Annotated in this window: 24 protein-coding genes and 1 other annotated feature; of the genes, 10 read left to right on the forward strand and 14 right to left on the reverse strand. The window is 39.4% G+C overall.

The genetic code is table 11. From position 1 onward, the window contains the following. The first annotated feature begins 246 nt into the window (after positions 1-246). The 6 genes from KMHG_RS13445 to KMHG_RS13475 all read left to right on the forward strand — a co-directional run bounded on the left by KMHG_RS13445 (position 247) and on the right by KMHG_RS13475 (position 4,059). Positions 247-774: a tryptophan transporter gene (locus KMHG_RS13445; protein WP_010290272.1), complete on the forward strand. Its 528-nt coding sequence runs from the start codon at positions 247-249 to the stop codon at positions 772-774. A 134-nt stretch (positions 775-908) separates the two neighbouring features. Next, complete coding sequence (locus KMHG_RS13450) at positions 909-1,322, forward strand: YtxH domain-containing protein (protein ID WP_010290274.1); 414 nt, start codon at positions 909-911, stop codon at positions 1,320-1,322. Between the two features lie 140 nt (positions 1,323-1,462). Further along, positions 1,463-1,987: an HTH-type transcriptional regulator Hpr gene (locus tag KMHG_RS13455; protein ID WP_044504900.1), complete on the forward strand. Its 525-nt coding sequence runs from the start codon at positions 1,463-1,465 to the stop codon at positions 1,985-1,987. Between the two features lie 182 nt (positions 1,988-2,169). After that, a complete protein-coding gene (locus KMHG_RS13460; protein WP_238984697.1) occupies positions 2,170-2,718 on the forward strand; it encodes a DUF3267 domain-containing protein in 549 nt (182 codons plus the stop codon). Positions 2,719-2,780: 62 nt separating this feature from the next. Next, positions 2,781-2,963, forward strand: coding sequence for a hypothetical protein (locus tag KMHG_RS13465; protein WP_010290277.1), 183 nt, complete (start codon positions 2,781-2,783; stop codon positions 2,961-2,963). Positions 2,964-3,147: 184 nt separating this feature from the next. Beyond that, positions 3,148-4,059 (forward strand): peptidylprolyl isomerase, encoded by a 912-nt coding sequence (locus KMHG_RS13475; RefSeq protein WP_010290278.1) that lies wholly within the window; start codon positions 3,148-3,150, stop codon positions 4,057-4,059. Between the two features lie 78 nt (positions 4,060-4,137). Here KMHG_RS13475 and yhaM read toward each other — a convergent pair whose 3' ends face one another. Beyond that, positions 4,138-5,073, reverse strand: coding sequence for a 3'-5' exoribonuclease YhaM (yhaM, locus tag KMHG_RS13480; protein WP_010290279.1), 936 nt, complete (start codon positions 5,071-5,073; stop codon positions 4,138-4,140). Positions 5,074-5,273: 200 nt separating this feature from the next. Here yhaM and KMHG_RS13485 point away from each other — a divergent pair, with 200 nt between their 5' ends. After that, a complete protein-coding gene (locus tag KMHG_RS13485; RefSeq protein WP_010290280.1) occupies positions 5,274-5,459 on the forward strand; it encodes a YhzD family protein in 186 nt (61 codons plus the stop codon). Positions 5,460-5,672: 213 nt separating this feature from the next. Further along, entirely contained in the window at positions 5,673-6,659 is a 987-nt protein-coding gene (locus KMHG_RS19365; protein ID WP_010290282.1) for a hypothetical protein, read from the forward strand. Between the two features lie 33 nt (positions 6,660-6,692). Here KMHG_RS19365 and KMHG_RS13495 read toward each other — a convergent pair whose 3' ends face one another. Then, positions 6,693-7,475 carry an enoyl-CoA hydratase gene (locus KMHG_RS13495; RefSeq protein WP_010290284.1) on the reverse strand — a complete coding sequence of 261 codons (783 nt, stop codon included), beginning with the start codon at positions 7,473-7,475 and terminating at the stop codon, positions 6,693-6,695. A gap of 368 nt (positions 7,476-7,843) precedes the next feature. Then, positions 7,844-8,086: a binding site (T-box leader), on the forward strand. A 73-nt stretch (positions 8,087-8,159) separates the two neighbouring features. Between KMHG_RS13495 and KMHG_RS13500 the strand changes: the two genes are divergently transcribed. Beyond that, positions 8,160-9,332, forward strand: a complete 1,173-nt coding sequence (locus KMHG_RS13500) for a pyridoxal-phosphate-dependent aminotransferase family protein (RefSeq protein ID WP_010290286.1) — start codon at positions 8,160-8,162, stop codon at positions 9,330-9,332. A gap of 15 nt (positions 9,333-9,347) precedes the next feature. Beyond that, positions 9,348-10,934, forward strand: coding sequence for a phosphoglycerate dehydrogenase (serA, locus tag KMHG_RS13505; protein WP_010290288.1), 1,587 nt, complete (start codon positions 9,348-9,350; stop codon positions 10,932-10,934). 225 nt (positions 10,935-11,159) lie between these two features. Here serA and KMHG_RS13515 read toward each other — a convergent pair whose 3' ends face one another. From KMHG_RS13515 to KMHG_RS13570, 12 genes are all read right to left on the reverse strand, one after another. Beyond that, the gene (locus tag KMHG_RS13515) at positions 11,160-11,951 is read right to left on the reverse strand and encodes an HAD family hydrolase (protein ID WP_010290290.1); all 792 of its coding nucleotides are present in this window, start codon (positions 11,949-11,951) and stop codon (positions 11,160-11,162) included. 138 nt (positions 11,952-12,089) lie between these two features. After that, positions 12,090-13,007 carry an ABC transporter ATP-binding protein gene (locus tag KMHG_RS13520; protein ID WP_010290291.1) on the reverse strand — a complete coding sequence of 306 codons (918 nt, stop codon included), beginning with the start codon at positions 13,005-13,007 and terminating at the stop codon, positions 12,090-12,092. A 1-nt stretch (position 13,008) separates the two neighbouring features. After that, positions 13,009-14,088 (reverse strand): ABC transporter ATP-binding protein, encoded by a 1,080-nt coding sequence (locus tag KMHG_RS13525; protein WP_010290292.1) that lies wholly within the window; start codon positions 14,086-14,088, stop codon positions 13,009-13,011. 11 nt (positions 14,089-14,099) lie between these two features. Continuing rightward, complete coding sequence (locus KMHG_RS13530) at positions 14,100-15,014, reverse strand: ABC transporter permease (protein WP_010290293.1); 915 nt, start codon at positions 15,012-15,014, stop codon at positions 14,100-14,102. Continuing rightward, a complete protein-coding gene (locus KMHG_RS13535; RefSeq protein ID WP_010290294.1) occupies positions 15,011-15,943 on the reverse strand; it encodes an ABC transporter permease in 933 nt (310 codons plus the stop codon). The genes KMHG_RS13530 and KMHG_RS13535 overlap by 4 nt, the downstream gene beginning before the upstream one ends. 135 nt (positions 15,944-16,078) lie before the next feature. After that, on the reverse strand, positions 16,079-17,719 hold the full coding sequence (locus KMHG_RS13540; protein WP_010290295.1) for a peptide ABC transporter substrate-binding protein: 1,641 nt from the start codon (positions 17,717-17,719) through the stop codon (positions 16,079-16,081). 260 nt (positions 17,720-17,979) lie between these two features. Further along, positions 17,980-18,879, reverse strand: coding sequence for an ABC transporter ATP-binding protein (locus tag KMHG_RS13545; protein WP_010290297.1), 900 nt, complete (start codon positions 18,877-18,879; stop codon positions 17,980-17,982). 1 nt (position 18,880) lies between these two features. After that, a complete protein-coding gene (locus tag KMHG_RS13550; protein WP_010290298.1) occupies positions 18,881-19,960 on the reverse strand; it encodes an ABC transporter ATP-binding protein in 1,080 nt (359 codons plus the stop codon). Positions 19,961-19,980: 20 nt separating this feature from the next. Beyond that, positions 19,981-20,916, reverse strand: a complete 936-nt coding sequence (locus KMHG_RS13555) for an ABC transporter permease (protein WP_010290300.1) — start codon at positions 20,914-20,916, stop codon at positions 19,981-19,983. Continuing rightward, positions 20,916-21,845 carry an ABC transporter permease gene (locus KMHG_RS13560; RefSeq protein ID WP_010290302.1) on the reverse strand — a complete coding sequence of 310 codons (930 nt, stop codon included), beginning with the start codon at positions 21,843-21,845 and terminating at the stop codon, positions 20,916-20,918. Before KMHG_RS13560 ends, KMHG_RS13555 begins: the two co-directional genes overlap by 1 nt. A gap of 75 nt (positions 21,846-21,920) precedes the next feature. Further along, positions 21,921-23,543: a peptide ABC transporter substrate-binding protein gene (locus KMHG_RS13565; RefSeq protein ID WP_010290304.1), complete on the reverse strand. Its 1,623-nt coding sequence runs from the start codon at positions 23,541-23,543 to the stop codon at positions 21,921-21,923. Positions 23,544-24,066: 523 nt separating this feature from the next. Next, a complete protein-coding gene (locus tag KMHG_RS13570; RefSeq protein ID WP_010290305.1) occupies positions 24,067-24,891 on the reverse strand; it encodes a DUF2785 domain-containing protein in 825 nt (274 codons plus the stop codon). Between the last annotated feature and the right edge of the window lie 24 nt (positions 24,892-24,915).

Genomic DNA, 24,915 nt, shown 5'->3' on the forward strand with positions numbered 1-24,915 from the left:
TATATTAGAATGATGCGTTTTTGCTTTAAAAATGCGCGAATGGGCGCTATCCTTGTTGATTATATTAATGTTTCCACACGAAAATATTTAAAAATGCGGTGCTGTATTTTCTAAATGTTCTTACTTTTAAAAGTGAATGACCTTGCTTTTACATATGAACACTTGTAGAATCATGGTAAGTTTCGCTAATGCTCACGAGGAGACATTAGGAGACAAAGACTAGTTTAGCTTAGGAGAGATGAGATTATGAAAACGAAAAATTTAGTGTTAATGGCACTACTTGTTGGGGTTGGATGCGCATTGTATCTAGTTATCCCTGGCATTATGGGTGGGATGAAACCGGACTTCATGTTAACGATGATGTTCGTCGGTATTTTGCTATTCCCAAATACGCGTGATGTCTTTTTATTAGCGTTAACGACTGGTATTTTATCTGGTCTATTTTCTACGTTCCCTGGAGGCTTCGTGCCAAACATTATCGATAAATTCGTCACAGCGTTTATTTTCTTTGCATTGATTGTCGTACTGAAAAAAGGTACACAAAAAATCGCGGTTAGCGCTGTGCTTGTCGGTATCGGTACAGCGATTTCAGGTACCGTCTTTTTAGGATCAGCCATCGTACTACTTGGCGCAGACATTCCATTTGCGGCATTACTTGCTTCTGTCGTACTACCAGCAATCGCCATTAATATCGTCGCGTTTGTGATTATTTATCCGATTATCACAAACCTTGTCAAACGTTCAAACTTTGACACAGCTATTTCTCACGCGTAAATAGCTTTGAAGAGACTAGGGCTTCCCTAGTCTCTTTTCTTATGCATTTTCTGACTTTCAATAGCTTTATATTGTAATAATATGTTTTAATAGAGTAAATCAAGGCAATAATATGATTGAAAGGGGTCGTGACAATGAATATGAAATCATCACTTTTAGGGCTAGCAGTCGGAATCGTTGGAGGAGCTACAGCAATGCTACTATCAACGCCCCAATCAGGTAAAAACGTCCGCCAATCGCTTAAATCGACGAAGGAAGCTAGCCAAGAAGTTGGAAGTGAACTCCAACAACGTTTTTCTAGTATAAAAGATGCTGTCAATATGATTAAACAAGAGACACAAACAACTGTGCCAAATATCGTGACAGACGTAAAAGGTTCTGTGCAAAAGTTCCAACAAGAAACAGCGCCGATTCAACAACGTTTAAAAGGTAATATCGATGCGATGAGCCAATCAGCAAATGAATTAGGTCAAGCAGCGAGCGAAATGACGACAGAAGTAGAAAAATTAGTCAACCGTTTAACATTCAAAAAACAACCGAAAGTGTAATACTTTTTATAATGACATTTATTGTTTCTCGATAAATGTCAATCACCTTAAATATTTAGATTATTCGTATTTTTATCAAAAGCCGGTTGTATACTTTTGGGAAATAATGTTATAATATAAAGAAAATTTCGAAAGTGGTGATAGCTATGTCTGAAGAAGTAAACGCGGCAAAGGAAGCCATGATTTATACTCAACGCATCGCTCATCTTTCAAAGGCCCTTTGGAAAGCGGTCGAAAAAGATTGGCAAGCGTGGATCAAGCCATTTGATTTGAACATTAACGAGCATCATGTGTTAAGCATCGCAGCGAATTTACAAGGAGCTTCGATTTCTGATATTGCCAAGTTTGGTGTTATGCATGTTTCGACAGCCTTCAATTTCTCCAAAAATTTAGAGGAACGAGGATTGCTATCATTCTCAAAACGTGATGATGACAAACGTAATACATATGTGGAAATTACGGATAAAGGTCAATCTCTTTTAAAAGAGATCGACAGCAACTTTAATTCAACCGACCACGCTGTATTAGAAGGTTCTCTTCCATTAAAGGAAATGTACGGAAAGTTTCCTCAGTATCTTGAACTGATGGCCGTTATTCGTAACATTTACGGTGATGATTTTATGGACATTTTCGAGAAGACGTTCCGAAGTATGGAAAACAACTAAACATTCATACAAAAAGAAGCTACAAAGGGTGATAAAACACCTATTTTCGTAGCTTCTTTTTTTGTACATTTGCGCAATTTTTCTTAATGAAAGCGTTTCCCCGCTTTCACGACAAAAAGTGCTTGATTTTCAATATGAAAAACATTAATGTTAAGTATCGAGAATTTGAAAATGAATTGGAGATGCTTATCTTGCATTGCTGGAAAACCATTAATGTACAGAAACAGTATGGGCATGATCGTATCGTCTTACTATCGATCCTAAGTATGCTTGCTGTGTTTTCTGTGTTTTATATTGCATTAAATGTATTCCGCCATGGACCGGTGTCAGACCGCCTGTTCCCACTGTTCGTCATTGTATTATTGATGATCTATCCGGCGCACAAGTTGCTACATTTCTTGCCATTATTTAAAGTGAAGCACAATCTTCGCTTTTCAATAAAATATTATTGTAAAGTTGTACCGACTGTTAAACTACACGTTGCAGAGCCGGTACTTAAATCACGCTATATCACATCGCTCGTCATTCCGTTTATTGTTATTAATACGGTATTGATGGTCGGTGCGATGAGCTTCCCGAGTTTCCGTCATTATTTTGCACTTTTATTAGCGTTTCATAGTGGTTTATGTTTAATTGACCTATTATACGTGAAACATTTAATAAAAGCCCCTAAAAAAGCATTAATTGAAGAAAATGACAAAGGGTTCCAAATCTTAGTACCGTTGCATTAATGTTGTGCTGTGACATATTCTTTTGTTATGCTTGTAAATAGTATGAGAGAGGAGGAATGGACATGATCGTTTTATTCGTGATTTTATTCTCTGTCTTCTATTTATTCCAAATTAATAGAATGACGGCGACTCTATGTGCACGTAAAGAAATTCCTGAAGAAAAACAACCAAAAGTGTACAAAACGATAAACATTTTAATTACGATCTTGCTCGTTTCTTTCTATATTGAAGTGACGATGACATAATCATGAAAGAGGCTGGATGACCAGTCTTTTTTTTATGCCCTTTTTACCGCGCAAACCTTTGGAAACATAGAGAAACACTAACATGTACCTGAACTTTAGGGAACCTTTTCCTTTTTCAAACGTTTGTGTTATAGTTACAAAAGCAGATATATATTGAAGTAAAGTTGGGAGAGAATTTAAAGTTATGAACATTAAAAAAGGTATTTTAGCAGCAACTCTTGCAACATCAGTCCTTGCTCTTGCAGCATGCGGCGATGGCGGCATGGATGAGAAAGTAGTCACTTCAAAAGTTGGCGACATCACAGTCCAAAACTTATACGATGAAATGAAAGAATCAGCTGGTAGCAACGCTGTTCAATTAATCATGATCGAAAAAGTGTTAGAAGATAAATATAAAGTTGACGATAAAGCTATCAAAGCAAAAGTTGACGACCAAAAGAAACAAATCGAAGAGCAAGGTACTGACTTCAAACAATACTTAGCATCACAAGGTATGACTGAAGATACATTCAAACGTTACGCAAAACTTCAATTATTACAAGAAGCTGCACAACGCGATGGTATCAAAGTTTCTGACGACGAAGTAAAAGCTTACTACGATCGTTTAGGTAAAGAAGTAAAAGCGAGCCACATTTTAGTAGCTGACGAAAAAACAGCGAAAAAATTGAAAAAACAAATCGACGACGGTGCTGATTTCGCAAAATTAGCGAAGAAAAACTCTACTGATACATCATCAGCAGAAAACGGCGGCGAACTTGGTTGGTTCGGTCCTGACGAAATGGTTGGCGCATTCACAGATGCAGCTTACGACATGAAAAAAGGCGAAATTTCTGACCCTGTGAAATCTGACTACGGTTACCACATCATCAAAGTTGAAGATACACGCGACAAAAAAGTTGACGGTACTTTAGACGAGAAAAAAGATGAAATTAAAGAAACACTTCAATTAGCGAAAGCGAAAGAAGAAGATCCAAACCAAACAAAACTACAAGAAAAAATTTCAAAAATGATGAAAGATGCTGACATCAAAATTGAAGATAAAGATTTAAAAGACGCTTTATCTAGCTTCTTAGGCTCTTCATCAGACGATAAATAATATATAAAAGGGAACGCCTCGGCGTTCCCTTTTTTTGTGCAAAAAAAGCCAGTTGCATCACGCAGCTGGCTTTTTCTATTAATCAATTGTTGGTTTGTAGAATGAACGGTTATCAAGTGCAAATAGACGCTCTGTAAATTCACCAGGCTCTGTTTTGCTCATTGCACGTTTTAACATGTTCATTTTCGCATCGATATTATCGATGTAATAAAGCATTTCTGCTTCTTGTAACATCGGTTTTTTCGGGCTACCGTATTCTTCTTTACCGTGGTGAGACAGTACCATATGTTCTAATAACATCACTTCTTCACCATCGATTTCAAGTTCAGCAGCGGCTTTTTCAACTTCTGCGACCATAATGTTAATGTGGCCTAGTAAGTTCCCTTTCGCTGTATAAACTGTTGATACAGGGCCTGATAATTCAATTACTTTACCGATATCATGTAAAATAACACCTGCATATAATAAGTCACGATTTAACGTTGGGTATAAATCGCAAATTGATTTTGCAAGACGTAGCATTGACGTTTCATGTTCTAATAAACCAGAAGCGTATTCGTGGTGATTTTTTGTCGCTGCTGGGAATGTCATTAATTGTTCTTGGAATTTTTTCACGACGTGACGTGTAATGCGTGAAATGTTTGGATTTTTAATTTCAAAGAAAAATTGGCTAAATTCTTCGTATAATTCTTCTTTCGGTGTTTCCGAAGATTGAATTAAATCCGATACGCTAATTTGTTCGTCATTGGCTGGACGAATTTGTTTAATACGCAGCTGCATCTTGCCACGGTAATCTTGGATTTCACCGCCGATATGAACGATGCCACCCGCAGGATATAGGCGTACTTGCTCGTCGCCTGCATCCCAAAGTTTAGCCTCAATGCTGCCACTTTTATCTTGTAAAATAAGGGTCATAAATGGTTTACCCATTGTTGTAACACCTTTTGTTGATTGTTTAATCAATAAATATTGATCGACTGAATCTCCTACTTTTAACGTTGCAATACCGTTCATGTGGAGTTCGTCCCCCTTCATCTTCAGTTTGCCGAAATACTTGGCTTCACTAATTTTATTTACCGCTTTTATTGTACCATTTCAGACGTTTTAGCGACATCAAAATGACCAGAGACAAGTTTTTTGATGAATTATTTTCCAGTTTTTTGTATAATGAATATGTATTCATTTAAAATTTTAAACAATTAGGGGTGTTACATATGGCAACTTACCGTTTTACAGCATTTGAAGCGACTGGCGAGTCATTATTTGATGAGGATTGGGAGTTTGAATCGGACGACGCTGCAAAAGAGCAAGGTGGTCAAAAAATCGAAGAACTTGGACTTTCTGAGAAAACGCACCGTTTAGTCAATAACAAAGGAAAACTGATTTTATTCCATGTTTAATGGATGAAACATACGATGGACACAGGTATTCAACATGGATGCCTGTTTTTTTATTCTCATTTGTTATATTTAGGACAAATGATTTAGGTGACAGATGAATTTTCTTCTTTTCAAATATGTAAATAGTTTACATTAATTATATAAAAAACCATATTATAGGGTATTCATATTGCTAGGAGTGTGAAAAACACCCATCAGAAAGGAAGATGACAAATGAAGCGATTAAAATTAGCAACGGCAGTAACGGCAAGCGCATTACTATTTAGCTTTGCTACACCAGGCGTACAAGCACAAGAGACGGCAGTAACGACGAGCGTGGCGACGAAAGCAGTCACACAATTACCGATTAACGGGAAAATACGTACATCGTTAGCATCAAGCAAAACACATACTTATGCGATTCAAGTGAAAAATAATGAGTTAATTGAATTAAGCGCAACACTTTATGACAGTCAAACAGGCGATGATTTTTTAATTATGCCGGATGAAGGCGCATCATTCGTCTTAAAAAATGATAAAGGTGAAGTCGTACAGCAAAGTAAATTCGGTGATTTAGTCGGCGATTCATCATATGCATTATTCATTACAGCAGAGGCAATGAAACCCGGTAACTATACGATTGAATTTACACCAGCCTTTAACGATTCTAAATCGTTTATCGAATTTAAATACTTATTCCAAGCTGGATTAGAAATGGATGAGGAACCGATTGCGCCGCCAATCACAACGACTCCTTCTACACCTGGCCAAACGACGCCTTCTACACCAGCTCCTTCTACACCAGCTCCTTCTACACCTGATCAAACGACGCCTTCTACACCAGCTCCTTCTACGCCAGAAACAACACCATCGACCGATGCACCGGCCACAACGCCAGAAACAACACCTACAGAATCTGAAACACCAACGCCTGCACCTTATAAAAAAGCTTCTAATTTAATGGTCAAATTGAGCAAAGCGAAAGTGAAGCCAAAAGCGAAAGTAACCGTGACGAATAAAGCAAAAGGTACGTCGATTAAATATAAAGTTGCCATTAAAGAAAAAGGCGGCAAAAATAAAATCATTCAAAACTATTCAACAAAGAAAAAGACAACGTTTAAAGCACCAACGAAAAAAGGAACGTATACGGTCACAGTATATGCGAAGTCATCAAAAGGCGGCAAAGTGATTCATAAAACGAAGAAGCTTACTGTTAAATGATAAAAAGGAGTTCGCAGTTGCGAACTCCTTTTATTATTGCCCTTTAAATACAGGCTGACGTTTTTCGACGAACGCTTGAATGCCTTCTATATGATCTTTCGTCTGACGCATTTGAGGCTGCACACGGCCTTCAAACGATAAGTACTGTGTCAGTTGTTCGAGCTGCGCACCATTTAATAACTTTTTCGTTTCAATTTTAGCAAGTAACGGTGTTTGCAGTTGCTGTGCTACGAATGCAGCGGTCGCTTGACGAATGTCGCCATTTTCTACCGCAATATCTGCAAGTTGTAACGAAACAGCCTCTTCCCCTGTGACCATACGCCCTTCCCAAATCATCTGTTTCGCTTTGACGTTTCCGACACGTTCTTTCATAAAGAAGTGTCCGCCACCATCTGGAATCAGGCCGATACCGATAAAGTTCATCGCAAGCTTCGCATTTTTTTCGGTTAATACGTAATCACATGCAAGTGCTAAACTTAATCCAAACCCCGCGGCTGCTCCGTGTACTGCTGCAATCGTGATCGCTGGTAGTGTATACCAAGCTTTCACCGCACGTGTAATCGACGCCATCACACCGGCCATATCGAATTGTTCATCTCCTGTGCCGAGCATCGCTTTAATATCGCCGCCTGCTGAAAATACTTTTTCTGCACCTTGTAACACGACAATTTGCGCATTTGTGTCATGTAGTGCTTCGAAACATTCCGCTAAATCTGTTGCCATTTGTTCGTTTAATGTATTCATCGCTTGTGGACGATTTAATGTGACCGTTGCAACACGATCGTTTACTTCGCACACGATTGTTTCATAGTTCATGTAAACACCTCTTTATGAATAGTCATTCACTCTTCTTACTATATTCGTGACATCATGTAGAAAATCCTTCCTTTATTTTAGAATTTTCTAACTTTTCTAAATAAAAAACATGATACAATAAATGACAGATAAAACTGTTATTTACCTCTTTTTCAATTAAACTAATACAGTTAAAAAGCACGTAGCAAAACAGCTTATCGCATGCACTGTCCTTTCTAAAAGAACGAACATTAATTATATAAATGTTATTTTATATTCGTATTTAAACAAAATAATCGGTAATATTTAGACTATTTAAATTTATTTTTCAAATTATTATTGACAATGCTGAATAATACCTTTAATATTGTGTTAAATTCAAATCACGCAAAAATACGTTGAAAGAGACATGCTTATACTTTGAAAGCCTCACAGCGAGCTGATGGTCGGTGCAAATCAGTGGTTTCATTTATAAGTTCCACTCTCGAGTAGATCTCCCGAAATCCAAAAGTAAGGAGATTCGTCCCATGCACGTTACGCATATAGCAAAGCCTAGTTCTTTTTAGTTGAACAGGAAAATTAGGGTGGTACCGCGTTACTAAATGATGTTTATTTAGCCTTTCGCCCCTACATTCAAAGACACTCGTCTGCGATTGTAAGGGATGGAAGGCTTTTATATTTCACTTTGAGAGGAGCTTTCGAATTATGTTACAAGATTACCAAGTGTTACGTATTCCAGGTCCAACTCCGGTTCCACCTAGTGTGAATCGCGCAATGACGCAAGCAATGACTGGGCACCATTCGCCGAATACTTATCAAATTATTCAAAATATTAAGCCTAGACTGAAAAAATTCTTCGGTACGACGCAAGATATTTTAATGGTTGCCGGTAGTGGTACATCAAGTTTAGAAGCCGCCGTTGTCAACGTCGCTTCTAAAGGAGATGCCGTACTCGTCGTCTCGACAGGCGTGTTCGGTCATCGCTTCACCGAAATTTGCGAAAGCTATGAATTAGACGTACACGAAATCGCTGTTGAATGGGGCCAAGCCTTTAACACAGATGAAGTCGTTAATTACGTCAAACAACATCCAGAGATCAAAGCAGTTTATGCCACACTGTGCGAAACATCAACAGGCGTTTTAAATCCAGTCGGTGAACTAGCACAAGCACTGCACGCGTTGAACGATCAACTGATTGTCATTGCGGACGGTGTTTCTGCCATCGCCTGTGCTGAAACGAAGATGGATGAATGGGGCTTAGATATCGTCGTAACAGGTTCTCAAAAAGGATTTATGTTACCGACAGGCCTCGCATTTATCGCTGTGAGTGAGCGCGCATGGCAAGCAATTGAAGCAAATCCTTCACGAGGCTACTACTTAGATTTAACGAAGCACCGAGATGCCCTTGAAAAAGGCAATACCCCTTTCACACCAGCACTTGGCCTATTTTACGGGCTAGATGCAGTACTAGATCAACTAGAAAACGAAGGCGTAAGCGAAGTATATAAGCGTCACCTTCTCATGCGAGATATGACGCGTGCAGCATTTAAGGCACTCGATGTGAATTTACTTGTAGATGATGCACATGCATCTCCTTCTGTTACTGCTGTAAAGCCGACAGATTTTGATGCAACAAAGTTCCGCCAAGTGCTCAAAGCAGATTTCAACATTGACGTTGCCAGTGGATTAGAAGCTTTCACCGATACGATTTTCCGCGTCGGTCATATGGGCTACTGTTCACCGGCTGATGTCCTTCAATATATTAGTGCATTTGAAATTGCCTTAACGAAAGTTGGAAAACAAATTGAGCTTGGCGCTGGTACACGCGCTGCTCAACAAATTTACTTACAAAAAACTATATCAACTGTGACACAATAAGGAGAGAATTTAACGATGGCTATTAACATTTTAATCAGTGACCCACTAAGCGAAGACGGTATTTACCCATTACGTCAGGAGACAGAACTTGATCTAAACATTGACATTAAAACTGGCCTTCAACCAGAAGAATTAAAAGCAATTATTGCAAATTACGACGTATTATTAGTTCGTTCTCAAACGAAAGTAACACGCGAAATTATCGAAGCTGCAGATAATTTAAAACTAATCGGTCGTGCAGGTGTCGGTGTCGATAACATCGACTTAGAAGCTGCAACTGAAAAAGGGATTATCGTTGTCAACGCACCAGACGGTAACACAAACTCTGCTGCTGAGCATACAACTGCAATGATTTTCGCATTATCTCGCCACATTCCACAAGCGTTCGTTTCTTTAAAAGAAGGTCGCTGGGATCGTAAAAAATACGTTGGTGTTGAGTTGAAAAACAAAACATTAGGCGTTATCGGCTTCGGTCGTATCGGTCAAGAAGTGGCACACCGTGCAAAAGGTAACCGTATGAACGTAATCGCGTACGACCCATTCTTAACTGCTGAAAAAGCTGAAAAAGCGGGCGTTGATTACGGTTCAGTAGAAGACGTTGCAAAAGTAGCAGACTTCATTACGGTACACACACCACTTTTAGATTCTACACGTCACATGATTAACGAAGATATCTTCAATGTCATGAAAGACGGCGTACGTATTGTGAACTGTGCACGCGGTGGTATTATCGATGAGGACGCACTATACAATGCGATCGAATCTGGTAAAGTAGCGGGCGCTGCATTAGACGTTATGGAAGAAGAACCATTCGTAGGTAACCGCCTATTAGATCTTCCACAAGTCATCGCCACTCCTCACTTAGGTGCATCTACAATTGAAGCACAAGAATCAGTTGCAGTAGACGTAAGTAACGACATTTTATCTTACTTCAAAGTCGGTACTGTTCAAAACCCAGTGAACATGCCTTCTGTACCGAAAGATGTTGTCGCAAAAGTTGAACCATTCTTCGATTTAGGTGAAAAAATCGGCGCATTCGTCACAAACTTATCAGACGAAGCAATTACTGAAATTAACGTCTACTACTCTGGCGACGTTGCAAACTATGACGTACGTCCATTAACAAACAATACTGTTAAAGGTGTATTGACTCGTCACTTAGGCAACCACGTAAACAACGTAAATGCTCGCTACCTTGCTGACCGTAATGGCATCAAAATCAACGAGCAAAAATCTACGCAAGCACGTGCTTTCTTAAGCTCAATTACAGTTGAAATCGTTACTGAAAACGATAAACATTCTGTAAAAGGTACATTACTAAACGGTCTTGGCGCACGTATCGTACAAGTTGACCAATACGTAGTAGACGTTGTTCCTGAAGGCAACTTACTATTCATCAAACATACAGACAAACCAGGCGTTATCGGTCGTGTCGGTACTTCTTTAGCAGAACAAAACGTCAACATCGCGACAATGCAAGTAGGTCGTGCAGATGAAGGCGGCGATGCAATCATGATGTTAGCAATCGACAATACTGTTGAAAGCTTAGATTTCGTTATCGCAACTGAAGGCGTATTTGACGCAAAAGAAATCAAACTATAATCCAATACATTTAAAAAGCTGCGCATAATGCGCAGCTTTTTTTGTCTCATTTATCAAAAAAACAGCCCGCATGATGCGAGCTGTTTTTTCATGTTTGATATATACGGTACAGTACGACTGCACATGTAATCATGAGCGCAACCAGTACAGTAGACATTTTTTTCGTGATGTTGAACATAATGATGACCCCTTCACCTATCAAACGTTTTTGATTGTGGAAAAGTTCTATAATGTTTCGATTAATGGTTTTAGTTTCGTTAGCGTATCAATTTCATAGCTCGGTGTTACGACGTCACTAGGTGCTTTTTCTTCGCGGTTAATCCATACGTTGCGCATATTGACACGTGATGAGCCTAAAATGTCTGTCATTAAATTATCGCCGACCATAATACATTCATCTGCATTGCCTTTTGTGAACGTTAATACGTGTTCAAAAATTGACTTATCTGGCTTCCCGATACCGAAATCACCAGAAATAATAATTTGATCGAAGTAAGGAACTAATTCTGGCGTAATTTCTAATTTTTTATTTTGTAAGCTCGGTGCCCCGTTCGTTAATAAAATAAGTTGATATTGCGCTTTTAATTCATCTAATACAGCATACGTTTCATCGTAAACACATGGGCTTTCGATGCGGAATGCGATAAATTGTTCACCAAGTTCAGCGCCAAATGTTGCATCGTCAATGCCGTATTTCGCTAAACCTTGCGTCCATGCGTCACGACGATATTGTGGCACGATTGCTTTCATTTGTTGGAAACCATCTGTCGGATCGTCAAAATGACCCCATAGTCCTTCAAATGGGTTGATACCGATTTGTACCGTGTAGTCGTACGTTTCATAGCTTTCATACAATGCACGCGCTGCTTCACGAACGTATTGTTCTAACGTTGCTGGCTCGATTTGCGGATATTTCCCAGCCGCATACTGACACGTCTTCGCAAACGCATCTGCAATACTTTTCTTATCCCATAAAAGTGTATCGTCTAAATCAAAAATTACCGTTTTAATTGTCACAACAGACAGCCCCTTTAATCAATATGTATACGAGTATCGTATCATAGTTCTTTTTTTAAAAGTCTGAAATTTCAAAGAACGACGAAATTCGCGCATAAAAAAGAGGCATGTCTAACACATGCCTCTTCCATTTCGTACTCATGTTAATTTCACTTTTTTGCCGGTGTACCAACGCCCGATTTGTTCAGCTGTTCCATAAACAAAATGACCGTCGAATACTTCGTGAAGCGTTTGTTCCCCTGAAAACTCTTCCTCTTTGTATGGGATACGTTTACGCGTCGCTTCTGATAATGGGTCTGGTAATGGGATCGCTGATAGTAACGACTTCGTATACGGATGAACGGGATAATTGTAAATATCATCGGCCGTACCAATTTCAACGATTTTACCAGCACGCATGACAGCGATACGATCTGAAATATATTTGACCATCGATAAATCATGGGCGATAAACAAATACGTCAGGCCACGCTCCTTTTGCAACTGTTTTAACAAATTGACGACTTGCGCCTGAATCGACACATCTAATGCAGAAATCGGTTCATCAGCAATAATGAACGATGGCTCTAAGCTAAGTGCACGCGCAATGCCGATACGTTGACGTTGTCCGCCTGAGAATTCATGCGCATAACGGTTTGCATGTTCGCGGTTTAATCCGACTGCCTCAAGCAACATGCCGATACGTTCACGACGTTCCTTTTTATTTTTATAAAGGCCGTGAATATCAAAGCCTTCTGCGATGATTTCTCCAGCAGTCATACGTGGATTTAACGATGCGTACGGATCTTGGAAAATCATTTGCATTTCTTTATTAAACGTTCGTAAGTCTTTCGCATTTTTCTTATCATGTACCGGTCGACCGTTAAAAATAATCTCACCGTCCGTCACATCATATAGTCGAATGATTGAGCGTCCTGTCGTTGATTTTCCACAGCCAGATTCCCCAACAAGCCCGAGCGTTTCGCCTTTATAAACGTCAAAACTAATGCCATCAACTGCTTTAATCGAACCGAAATATTGCTTTAAATTTTTCACTTCTAAAATTTTTTCAGCCATATTATTCGCCCACCTTTCCAAGTTCAATACCTGCCGCTGCATTCGCTTCTAAATATCCTTCGATGCGCTTGCGTACTTCTTCAGGCACTGGTACGTGCGGTGCATCTGGATGTAGGAGCCACGTTTTCGCAAAATGCGTATCGCTCACTTGGAACATTGGTGGCTCTTGCTCGTAATCAATTTGCATTGCATATTCATTACGCGCCGCAAAAGCGTCTCCTTTTGGTGGGTGTATTAAGTCCGGTGGTGAACCTGGAATCGTTCGTAACAATTCGTCAGCATCGTTATCTAAATCAGGCATCGAACCGAGTAAGCCCCACGTGTACGGATGCTTCGGATTGTAAAAAATATCATTTGCTGTTCCATACTCGACGATTTGACCCGCATACATAACAGCAACCGTATCGGCAACATTTGCGACGACCCCTAAATCGTGCGTAATGAAAATAATCGATGTTTCACTCGTCTGTTGGATTTTTTTCATCAACTCTAAAATTTGTGCTTGAATCGTCACATCGAGCGCTGTCGTCGGCTCATCGGCAATTAAAATTTTCGGCTGTGCTGCAAGTGCAATCGCAATGACGACACGTTGGCGCATCCCGCCAGAAAATTCGTGTGGATATTGTTTAAAACGCTTTTCTGGATAAGGAATGCCGACTTCGTTTAATAGTTCAATCGCACGCGTTTTCGCCGCGTCTTTCGATACGGAACTATCGTGCTTTAAAATGACTTCCATGATTTGTTTTCCTACGCGCATCGTCGGATTGAGTGCGGTCATCGGATCTTGGAAAATCATCGCAATATCATTCCCGCGAATGTGTGTCATTTCTTTTTCTGTCGCCTTTACGAGGTCGCGTCCTTCAAATAAAATTTGACCTTCCGCATAAATAGCTGGTGGTTGTGGAATTAACTTCATAATCGCATTGCTCGTCACGGACTTCCCTGAACCTGACTCCCCTACGATGGCGAGTGTTTTTCCTTTTTCTAACGAAAAGTTCACTCCGCGGACGGCTTGGACAAGGCCCGCATACGTTTTAAAATTAATTTTTAAATCTTTCACTTCTAAAATCGTTTCACCCATTGTCGTCACCTCTATTTTCGTAGTTTTGGATCAAGTGCATCGCGAAGACCGTCACCAACTGCATTAAATGCGAAGATCGTTAAAGAAATTAATACTGCTGGGAAAATCAATCGCCATGGCGCTGTATCAATCGCGTTGTTACCGTCGGACGCCATCGTTCCCCATGATGCCATCGGTTGCGGTACACCAAGGCCTAAGAAACTTAAAAATGCTTCGGTAAAAATTGCACTCGGAATCGTTAATGTCATCGTTACTAAAATGGCACCTAACGCATTCGGAATTAAATGCTTTTTAATAATATGGCCAGTGCTTGCACCGAGCGTACGAGAAGCGAGTACGTACTCTTGATTTTTAATCGACAACACTTCCCCACGAACGATACGCGCCATGTTGACCCAACCTGTAATCGACAGCGCGATAATGATCGGAATTAAACCTGGCTTTAAAACGACAAGTAAGATAATGACTACTAATAAATACGGTACAGCCGTTAAAACGTCTGCAATACGCATCATAATATCATCGACACGACCACCGACAAGACCTGAAATAGAACCCCATAATACGCCGATAATTAAATCGATGACAGCGGCTGTAATCCCGATAAACAGCGAAATACGCGCGCCCATCCATGCACGAACGAAAACGTCTCGACCGAGGTCATCTGTGCCGAACCAATGTTTCGCAGACGGTGGTGCATTGTATACGCCAAGCTGTTCACGATAGCTATAAGGAGAAAAAATCGGCACGAAAATTGCCATTAATACGACGATTGCTAAAATAAATACACCGACGATTGCAAGTTTATTATGTCCGAAGCGCAACCACACTTCTTTCCAAAATGATACGGATTTGGTGGCAAGTTGTTCTGTCTTTTCGTGATTGCCACCGACGACAGTAAATTTTTCTTTCGGAATTTGTGTCATGCTTTTTTACCTCCTTTAAGCTTAATACGCGGATCGATAAAGCCGTATAAAATATCGACGACGAGCACAGCGAGTAATAAAATGATCGCGTAGAATACGGTCGTTCCCATAATAACGGTGTAGTCACGATTCGTAATACTCGTGACGAAATATTTACCGAGTCCTGGAATCGCAAAAATTTGCTCGACGATGAAACTACCAGTAATAACCCCAGCAAATAGCGGTCCTAAATACGTTACAACCGGTAATAAAGCGTTTCGTAGTGAGTGCTTAAATAGCACGCCCCATTTCGATAAACCTTTTGCGCGAGCCATTTTCACGTACTCACTATTGTTTTGCTCAAGCATCGACGAGCGCACGAGTTTCGCAATGAAGCCCATATGCGTAATGGCGATCGCAGTTGCCGGCAAAATACTATAAATAAAACCGTTCCAACCCCCGATTGGGAATAGCGATAGTTTGAGTCCTAAGAAATATTGCAGTAGTCCCGCTAAAATGAACGATGGTACAGAAATTCCTAGTACGGCAATCGTCGTTACGATGTAGTCGATGCCACGATTGTGATACAGTGCTGCGACGGCCCCGAAAAGCACACCGAGCCCTACCGCAATTAACATCGCTTCAACACCGAGCGTTAATGAAATCGGAAAACTTTCAGCAATCATATCATTCGTTGAACGCCCTTTAAATTTCATAGACTCCCCGAAATCAAATTGAGCTGTTGATACTAAATAATCTTTGTATTGGATATACCACGGATTATCTAATCCATATTCCGCGTTTAATTGTGCTTCGATTTCTGGCGGGAAGCTTTTCTCAGATGCAAACGGACTACCTGGTGCTAACCGCATTAAAAAGAATGTAATCGAGACGATGAGAAACAGTGCGACAAAAATATAGACGAACCGCTTCAAAATATACTTCAACATATAAATCCTCCATTCTATTACGTATCCCAAATCGGAGTGGCGGACAAAAGGTGCAATTCTGAACAAAGAAAAGCTGTTCATAATCATTGATTACAAACAGCTTTCTTGTTTGATTATGGATGCATAATCATGAAATTATTTTTCGATGTCTACTTCTTTTAAGCTTACGTTACCAAGTTTATCTGGTGCCATGTTTTTCACATAGTCTTTTGCAACGTATTCGTTAGAGTAGAAGTAAATTGGAATAACAGGCATCTCGTCTGCTAATACTTTTTGAGCATCTTTTAAATATGTTGTACGTTTTGCTTCATCAACTTCTTTTACTGCTTTTTCTAATAAAGATTTGTACTCTTTATTTTCCCAGCCAGTATCGTTGTTACCGTTTTTCGCTGTGTCATAACGCTCTAAGAATGTGTAAGCGTCATTGTAGTCAGCGATCCAACCCATACGAGCTACTTGGTAATCAAGTGCAGATACTTTGTCTAGGTAAACTTGCCATTCAGAGTTATCGATTGAAGATTCGATACCTAAGTTTTTCTTCCAACCTTCTTGAATGAACTGCGCGATTGCTGCGTGTGCTTCAGAAGTGTTGATAGAGATGTTGATTTTTAAATCTTTTGCGTCTTTAATACCAAGCTCTTTCATACCTTTTTCAAGATATTTTTTCGCTTCGTCAACGTTGTTGCCTTCGAATAAGTTGTTATCGTTTTCGTAACCTTCGATTGCCACTGGTACATCAGCCATAGCTGGTGTTTGGCCACCTTTTAGTACGTTTTTAATTAAAGCTTCGCGGTCGATTGACATCGCTAATGCTTTACGGATATTTTTGTTTTTCGTTGGACCTTCAGTTGTGTTTAATTTGTACTCATACACAGCTGCGTAAGGCTCTGATTTTAAAATACCTTGGTCTTTGTAAGTGTTCATTTTATCAAGAGATACAACTTGATATGGAGAACCTAAGTAGTCTAAGTCGCCACTATCGAACATACGGTTCGCAGTTGCTTCAGACTCAACCATTTGTACGTTTACTGTAGAAAGTGCTACGTTATCTGCATCCCAGTAGTCTGCATTTTTCTTCATTGTAATTGAATCATTATGTTTCCATTCAGCTAATGTGAAAGGACCGTTTGTTACGTATTTGTCGCCTGCTTCAGCAGCCCAGTTTTTCTCACCAGATACAACTTTTTCGTTAACAGGCATGTAAGTGTAGAATGCTGTTAATTCTAAGAAGTAAGGTGTTGGGTTTTCAAGTGTAACTTCTAATGTTTTTTCGTCAACGACTTTAATACCTAGGTCGTCAGCTTTGCCTTTACCTTCGTTGAACGCTTGTGCGCCTTTGATTGGGTAAAGAATTGATGCATACTCAGATGCATTTTTTGGATCTAATGCATATTTCCATGCGTAAGCGAAGTCGCCTGCTACGACTGCATCGCCGTTAGACCATTTTGCATCGCGTAGTGTGAACGTATAAGTTAATTTATCGTCGCTAACTTTTACGTCTTCAGCAGCTGCCATTTGAACTTCACCTTTGTTGTCCACACGTGTTAAACCTTCGAACACGTTTTTGATAATTGCGCCAGATGTGCTATCTGTTGCAAGTTGTGGATTTAATGATGGTGGCTCAGAAGTAACTGATAAGTTCAATGTTTTGTCTGATGATTTGTCGCCGCCGTCAGATGATCCTGAATCAGAATCGTCTCCGCCGCCAAATCCACATGCTGCCAATACTAGCATGATTGCTGCTAATAAAGTAAGTAATGAGAACTTTTTCTTCATAATTATCCCCCTGTCTGTTCAAGACGTTTTTTCCGTTACGACTTCGTCAGTAACTATTACTACTATACCAAAAACCTTTTCAGAAAAAAACAAATATATAAATTTTTCAGAAAATTATCTTCTTTATCCATTAAACAGCTATTTCGCTGGCACTTAAAGATATAGTGGAATAATTTGGTTTTCGGAATATTCATACAATTATGCGTATAAAAAAGGTGCTTCAACAATGATTGAAACACCTTTTATTCAACATTATACAATTAATGTTTGTACCACTTTTTAATTTGCGCATCTGTGCCGTAAACGAAGTGTCCTGGAAATACTTCATGACTTGAAGCATCGTCTCCTACTTCTTCGTGTTCATACGGAATACGTGTACGCGTTGATTCTGAAATCGGGTCTGGTAGCGGAATCGCTGATAACAATGACTTCGTATACGGATGTACAGGATGATTGTAAATATCTTCTGCTGTTCCGAGTTCAACGATTTTACCGCGACGCATTACCGCGATACGATCTGAAATGTATTTGACCATTGATAAATCATGGGCGATAAATAAGTACGTCAGACCGCGTTCTTTTTGTAATTGTTTTAATAAGTTCACGACTTGCGCTTGAATCGATACGTCGAGCGCTGAGATTGGTTCGTCGGCAATAATGAATGATGGATCTAGACTTAATGCACGTGCAATACCGATACGTTGACGTTGACCACCAGAGAATTCGTGGGCGTAACGGTTCGCATGCTCGCGGTTTAAACCGACCGCTTCTAACAATGAACCAATTTTTTCGCGACGTTCTTTTTTGTTGCGATATAAGCCATGAATATCAAAACCTTCTGCGATGATTTCTCCAGCAGTCATACGTGGGTTTAACGAAGCGTATGGATCTTGGAAAATCATTTGCATATCACGATTAAATTGCTTTAGCTCTTTTTTGCTCTTTTTGCCATGGATGTCTTTACCTTGGAATATAATTTGACCGTCTGTAATGTCATATAGGCGAATAATTGAGCGACCAGTCGTAGATTTACCACAGCCTGATTCACCTACTAAGCCAAGTGTTTCGCCTTCGTATACGTCAAAGCTAATCCCATCGACCGCTTTAATTGAACCGAAGTGCTGTTTTAATCCTTTTACTTCTAAAATTTTTTCTGGCATCTTATTCACCTACCTTTCCAAGATCAAGTCCTGCTGCTTTGTTTTTTTCAATATAACCTTCGATACGTTTACGTACAGCATCTGGCACTGGTACGTGCGGCGCATCTGGGTGTAGTAACCACGTTTTTGCGAAGTGCGTGTCACTTACTTTAAACATCGGTGGGTCTTGTTCGTAATCAATTTGCATCGCATATTCATTACGTGGTGCGAATGCATCCCCGATTGGTGGATGAATTAAATCCGGTGGTGATCCTGGAATCGTGCGTAGTAATTCATCCGCATCGTTATCAAGGTCTGGCATCGAACCGAGTAAGCCCCATGTGTATGGATGTTTTGGATTGTAGAAAATTTCATTTACTGTACCGTATTCAACAATTTGCCCCGCGTACATAACAGCAACGCGGTCTGCGATATTCGCAACGACACCTAAATCATGCGTAATGAAAATAATCGACGTATTACTTTTACGTTGAATGTCTTTCATTAACTCAATAATTTGTGCTTGAATCGTTACATCAAGCGCTGTCGTTGGCTCATCGGCAATCAATAACTTCGGATCTGCCGCAAGTGCAATCGCAATGACGATACGTTGACGCATACCACCTGAAAATTCATGTGGATATTGTTTAAAACGTTGCTCAGGGAATGGAATACCGACTTGATCAATCAACTCAATCGCACGTTTTTTCGCATCCGCCTTCGAAGCGTTTTTATTATGTTTTAAAATAACTTCCATAATTTGTTTCCCGATACGCATCGTTGGATTCAATGCTGTCATCGGATCTTGGAAAATCATCGCGATTTCATTCCCGCGAATTTTCGTCATTTCTTTTTCACTCATCGGTACGAGATCACGACCGTCAAATAAAATTTGACCTTCTGCATAAATGCCAGGTGGTTGAGGAATGAGCTTCATTAAAGCATTACTCGTTACCGATTTACCTGAACCAGATTCACCGACGATACAAAGTGTCTCGCCTTGTTTTAATTCAAAATTGACGCCGCGTACTGCTTGTACGACACCCGCATATGTTTTGAAGTTGATTTTTAAATTTTTGACTTCTAATAAATGTTCACTCATTTGCTCACCTACTTTATCGATTACTTACGAAGTTTTGGATCTAGTGCATCGCGTAAGCCATCGCCTACAGCATTAAATGCGAAGATCGTTAATGAAATTAATACCGCTGGGAAAATTAAACGCCAAGGTGCAGTATCTAAAGCGTTGTTCCCTTCAGATGCCATCGTACCCCATGATGCCATCGGTTGTGGAACACCTAAACCAAGGTAACTTAAAAATGATTCTGTAAAGATTGCACTTGGAATTGTTAATGTCATTGTGACTAAAATAGCACCTAATGCGTTTGGTACTAAATGTTTCATAATAATATGTCCTGTGCTTGCGCCAAGTGTTCTTGCTGCTAACACATATTCACGACTCTTAATAGAAAGTACTTCACCACGTACGATACGTGCCATGTTTACCCAACCTGTAATTGACAGTGCAATAATCATTGGTAATAAACCTGGTTGTAATACAACTAATAAGATAATAACGACTAATAAATAAGGAACAGCTGTTAATACGTCGGCAATACGCATCATAATGTCATCGACACGACCACCTAGTAAACCAGCAATTGAACCCCATAACACACCGATAATTAAATCGATCACAGCTGCTGTTAAACCGATGAATAAAGAAATTCGAGCACCGACCCAAACGCGGACGAATATGTCACGACCGAGGTCATCTGTACCGAACCAATGTTTTGCAGAAGGAGGTGAATTGTATACCCCTAGTTGTTCACGATAGCTATAAGGAGATAGCCATGGCACGAAGATTGCAAGTAGCGCCACGACGATTAAAATAATGAAGCCAGCAATCGCTAATTTGTTATGCATAAAGCGTAAGCGTACTTCTTTCCAAAATGATACCGACGTCGCTGCAAGCTTTTCGGTATCGGCATGATTCCCACCGACGATCGTAAATTTTTCTTTCGAAATTTTTGATAATGTTGGTTTTTGCTGTTCCATTATTTTTTGCCTCCTTTCAAGTTAATACGAGGATCTACGAAACCGTAAATAATATCGACGATTAATACCGCGAATAATAAGATGATTGAGTAGAATACTGTCGTACCCATGATGACTGTGTAGTCACGGTTTGTAATACTTGTGACGAAATATTTACCAAGGCCAGGAATCGCAAAGATTTGCTCAACGATGAAACTACCTGTAATAACCCCTGCAAATAGTGGTCCTAAATACGTGATAACTGGTAGTAATGCATTACGTAACGTATGCTTAAATACCGTTGTCCATTTGCCAAGACCTTTCGCACGCGCCATTTTTACATATTCACTACTGTTTTGTTCAAGCATTGATGAACGAACGAGTTTGGCGATAAAGCCCATATGCGTAATCGCGATTGCGAGCGCTGGCATAATACTGTAAATAAAACCGTTCCAACCACCGATCGGTAATAACTGCATTTTTAAACCGACGAAGTATTGTAATAAACCGGCTAAGATGAAGGACGGTACCGAAATACCAAGCACCGCAATTGTTGTACCGATATAATCGGGCGTTTTGTTGTGATAAAGCGCTGTAACGACACCGACTAAAATGCCGAGTCCGACCGCTATAATCATCGCTTCAATACCGAGCGTTAATGAAATTGGGAAACTCTCTGCGATCATATCGTTCGTTGAGCGCCCTTTAAATTTCATTGATTCACCAAAATCGAATTGTGCCGTAGAAACTAAATAATCTTTGTATTGGATATACCATGGATTGTCTAAGCCATATTCTTCTTGCAATGCTGCCTCGATTTCTGGCGGTAAGCTCTTTTCAGAAGCAAACGGGCTACCAGGGGCAATTCTCATTAGGAAGAATGTTAATGTGACGATGACGAATAATGCAGCAACAATATACATTAAACGTTTCAAAATATACTTCAGCATTGTTCCAGCCTCCTTAACCTCTTAATAGAATAAGAGGACTGCTAGTACCAGCAGTCCAATGTGTGTCATGACAAATTATTTTGAGATCGTTACGTCCTTTAAGTTGATGTTGCCAAGAACATCTGGATCCATACCTGATACGCCATCTTTTACGACTGATAATGTTGTGTAGTCGTAAATTGGTGCTGCAGGATAATCAGCCATAAATAAAGCTTCAGCTTGTTGTAAGTAACCGAGACGTTTGTCGTCATCTGTTTCTTTTTGTGCTTTCGCCATTAAATCTTGATATTTTTTACTTTCCCAACCAGTTTGGTTGTTACCGTTATCGGCAGTTGTGTATAAGTCTAAGAATGAAGTCGCATCATTGTAGTCAGCTGTCCAACCCATACGAGCTACTTGGAAATCACCGCTATCGACTTTATCTAAGTACACTTGCCATTCAGAGTTATCGATTGTTGTATCGATACCTAAGTTTTTCTTCCAACCTTCTTGAACGAATTGCGCGATTGCTGCGTGTCCTTCGTCTGTGTTAATTGAAAGGTTAATTTTGATATCAGAAGCGTTTTTAATACCAAGTTCTTTCATACCTTGTGCAAGTGCTTTTTTCGCACCGGCGATATCGTTGTCTTTGAAGAATGTTTGTTGTGTATCCCAACCATTGATTGATTTAGGAACGATACCGTTTGCTGGTTTTTGTTCACCTTTTGTCACATTGTCGATTAAACCTTGACGGTCGATCGCTAATGTTAATGCTTTACGAATGTTGACGTTTTTCATAACGTCATCTTTCGTATTGAATTTGTATAAGTATACTGATGCGATATCAGTAATGTTTAAAGATTTATCCGCTTTATATGTATCAATTTTATCAAGTGATACTGATTGGAATGGTGCGCCTAAGAAATCTAAGTCACCACTTTGGAATAAACGATCTGCAGTTGCAGCTGATTCAACCATTTGAATGTTGATTGTATCAAGATCTACATTGCCTTTATCCCAGTAGTTGTCTGATTTTGCTAATGTAACTGACGCATTATGTTTCCAATCTTTTAATGTGAATGGACCGTTTGTTACGTAGTTATCGCCAGCTTCAGCGAACCATTTGTCATTTTGCTCAGCAACTTTTTGGTTAACTGGCATGTAAGAATAAAATGCTGTTAATTCTAAGAAGTAAGGTGTTGGGTTGTTTAATTTCACTTCTAATGTTTTATCATCAAGTGCTTTCACGCCAACTTTATCTGCTGAACCTTTACCTAAGTTGTAAGCTTCAGCGCCTTCAATTGCATAAAAGATGTATGCATATTGAGAAGCATTTTTCGGGTTTAACGCCCATTTCCAAGCGTACTCGAAGTCGCCTGCTACTACTTGGTCACCGTTTGACCATTTTGCATCACGTAGTGTGAAAGTATACGTTAACTTGTCATCGCTCACTTTTACATCTTCCGCCATTGCATTCTCAACGTTTCCTTTTTCATCAACACGCGTTAAACCTTCGAATACCGCGTTTAAAATTGAACCAGATTGAGAATCTGTTGCAAGTTGTGGATTTAAGCTAGGTGGCTCAGAAGCAATCGCTAAGTTCAATGATTTTTCGCCAGCTGCTTTGCTGTCTTCATCACTGCCCCCACCGAAGCCACAAGCGCCTAACACAAGTGTAAGAGCTGCAAGGATTGTTAACCATACGAAATTCTTTTTCATCCGTAAAATCCCCTTTGTTGCAATTCATTTTCGAGCTATATTTATAGCATATGAATACTATATCAAACAAATAAATAGAAGAAAAGGAGTATTCCGAAAATTTTAAAATCACACACGATTTGTTTAATTTAAAAATCACTTTATTTTTCTGAATATTTTCGACAATGATGAATTTTTATGAATTCATCCACTTAAATTATGTTTTTAAACGTATTTTTATTATATTTTTCTAATAAAAATAAATTTCTGAATAAACTGATATTGTTCACATTTTCAAAAATTTTTTTCTAAATTGTTTATTCTCATCTCTTTTTTATGTCCTATGTCTATTTTTTTAGTGTACTTCTAACTGTTATTACATAAAAAAGCTATTGCAATAATATTTTTTCTGAATTTTTAAACAATTATCCAAATATCAGACGTCATATTTTCCCAAAGTTTTATACAATATATTTTCATTATTTTAATATATTAAAATGCATAAAAAAACAGTGTGGTGCTTATGCTATCCACACTGTTTAAGTCATATTTTTTGTAATTTTAATAAGCAATGATCAATGCTTTTTAAAAGTGTATGATGGGTGTTTTTACGGTATATAAACGTATGAAAAACGTATAAAAAACTCGTAATGTTTTTATGCAAATACATCTGTTGTTCAGAGGTTACTTTTGCTGTTTGCGCTGCGATAAATTTCGGAACACGTACAAAAAAGTCTTCAATCACTTTTTCATCCAAACTTATTTTTAGTAACTGGACAATCATTTTTGATAGTACCTCTTGTTCATCTCCAAGATACAACACTTGATGACAAGCAATTTTATTCGCCAACATGCGGAATATTTTCGCCGTATCTTCTGGATGGAATCGTTCGTCATGCAAAAGATGTTCGAGTGCATCGACTGCATGCGCGACAGGTTGCAAGCGACCGCCCTCTTTTCCGTAGCTACGCACATCTTCTTCTAGTTGAATGTATAACAATACGGCACGATAAATTTCATCGTACGCATCATCTGTTAAAAATGGCACCATTTCATGTGCTGCAAGTAACTCACTTAGTACAGCCATACTATAAGAACGTTTATAAACATCTTCACTCGCTTGCTTGCCCATATTGTAAAATAAATAGTCATCGTCAATGAGCGCCAGCATGATCGACTGTTTACGTGCAGGCGTAATGCGATCGTGATGGGCAAAGCGTGTTAATAACGTTACAACTTGTTGTCGCAAATCACTATTTAAAGTAGCTAGTGTCGGTAATACTTGCCCGATGAGCTCCGAATCACTTATGCGATGTAAAGTGACATCTTGCGACAATAATTCCTCGACGCGTTGTAGGTTGATCGCCATTGGACTTCACTCCAGTTCTATTAC

The organism is Kurthia massiliensis (assembly GCF_000285555.1).
Lineage (GTDB): Bacteria > Bacillota > Bacilli > Bacillales_A > Planococcaceae > Kurthia > Kurthia massiliensis.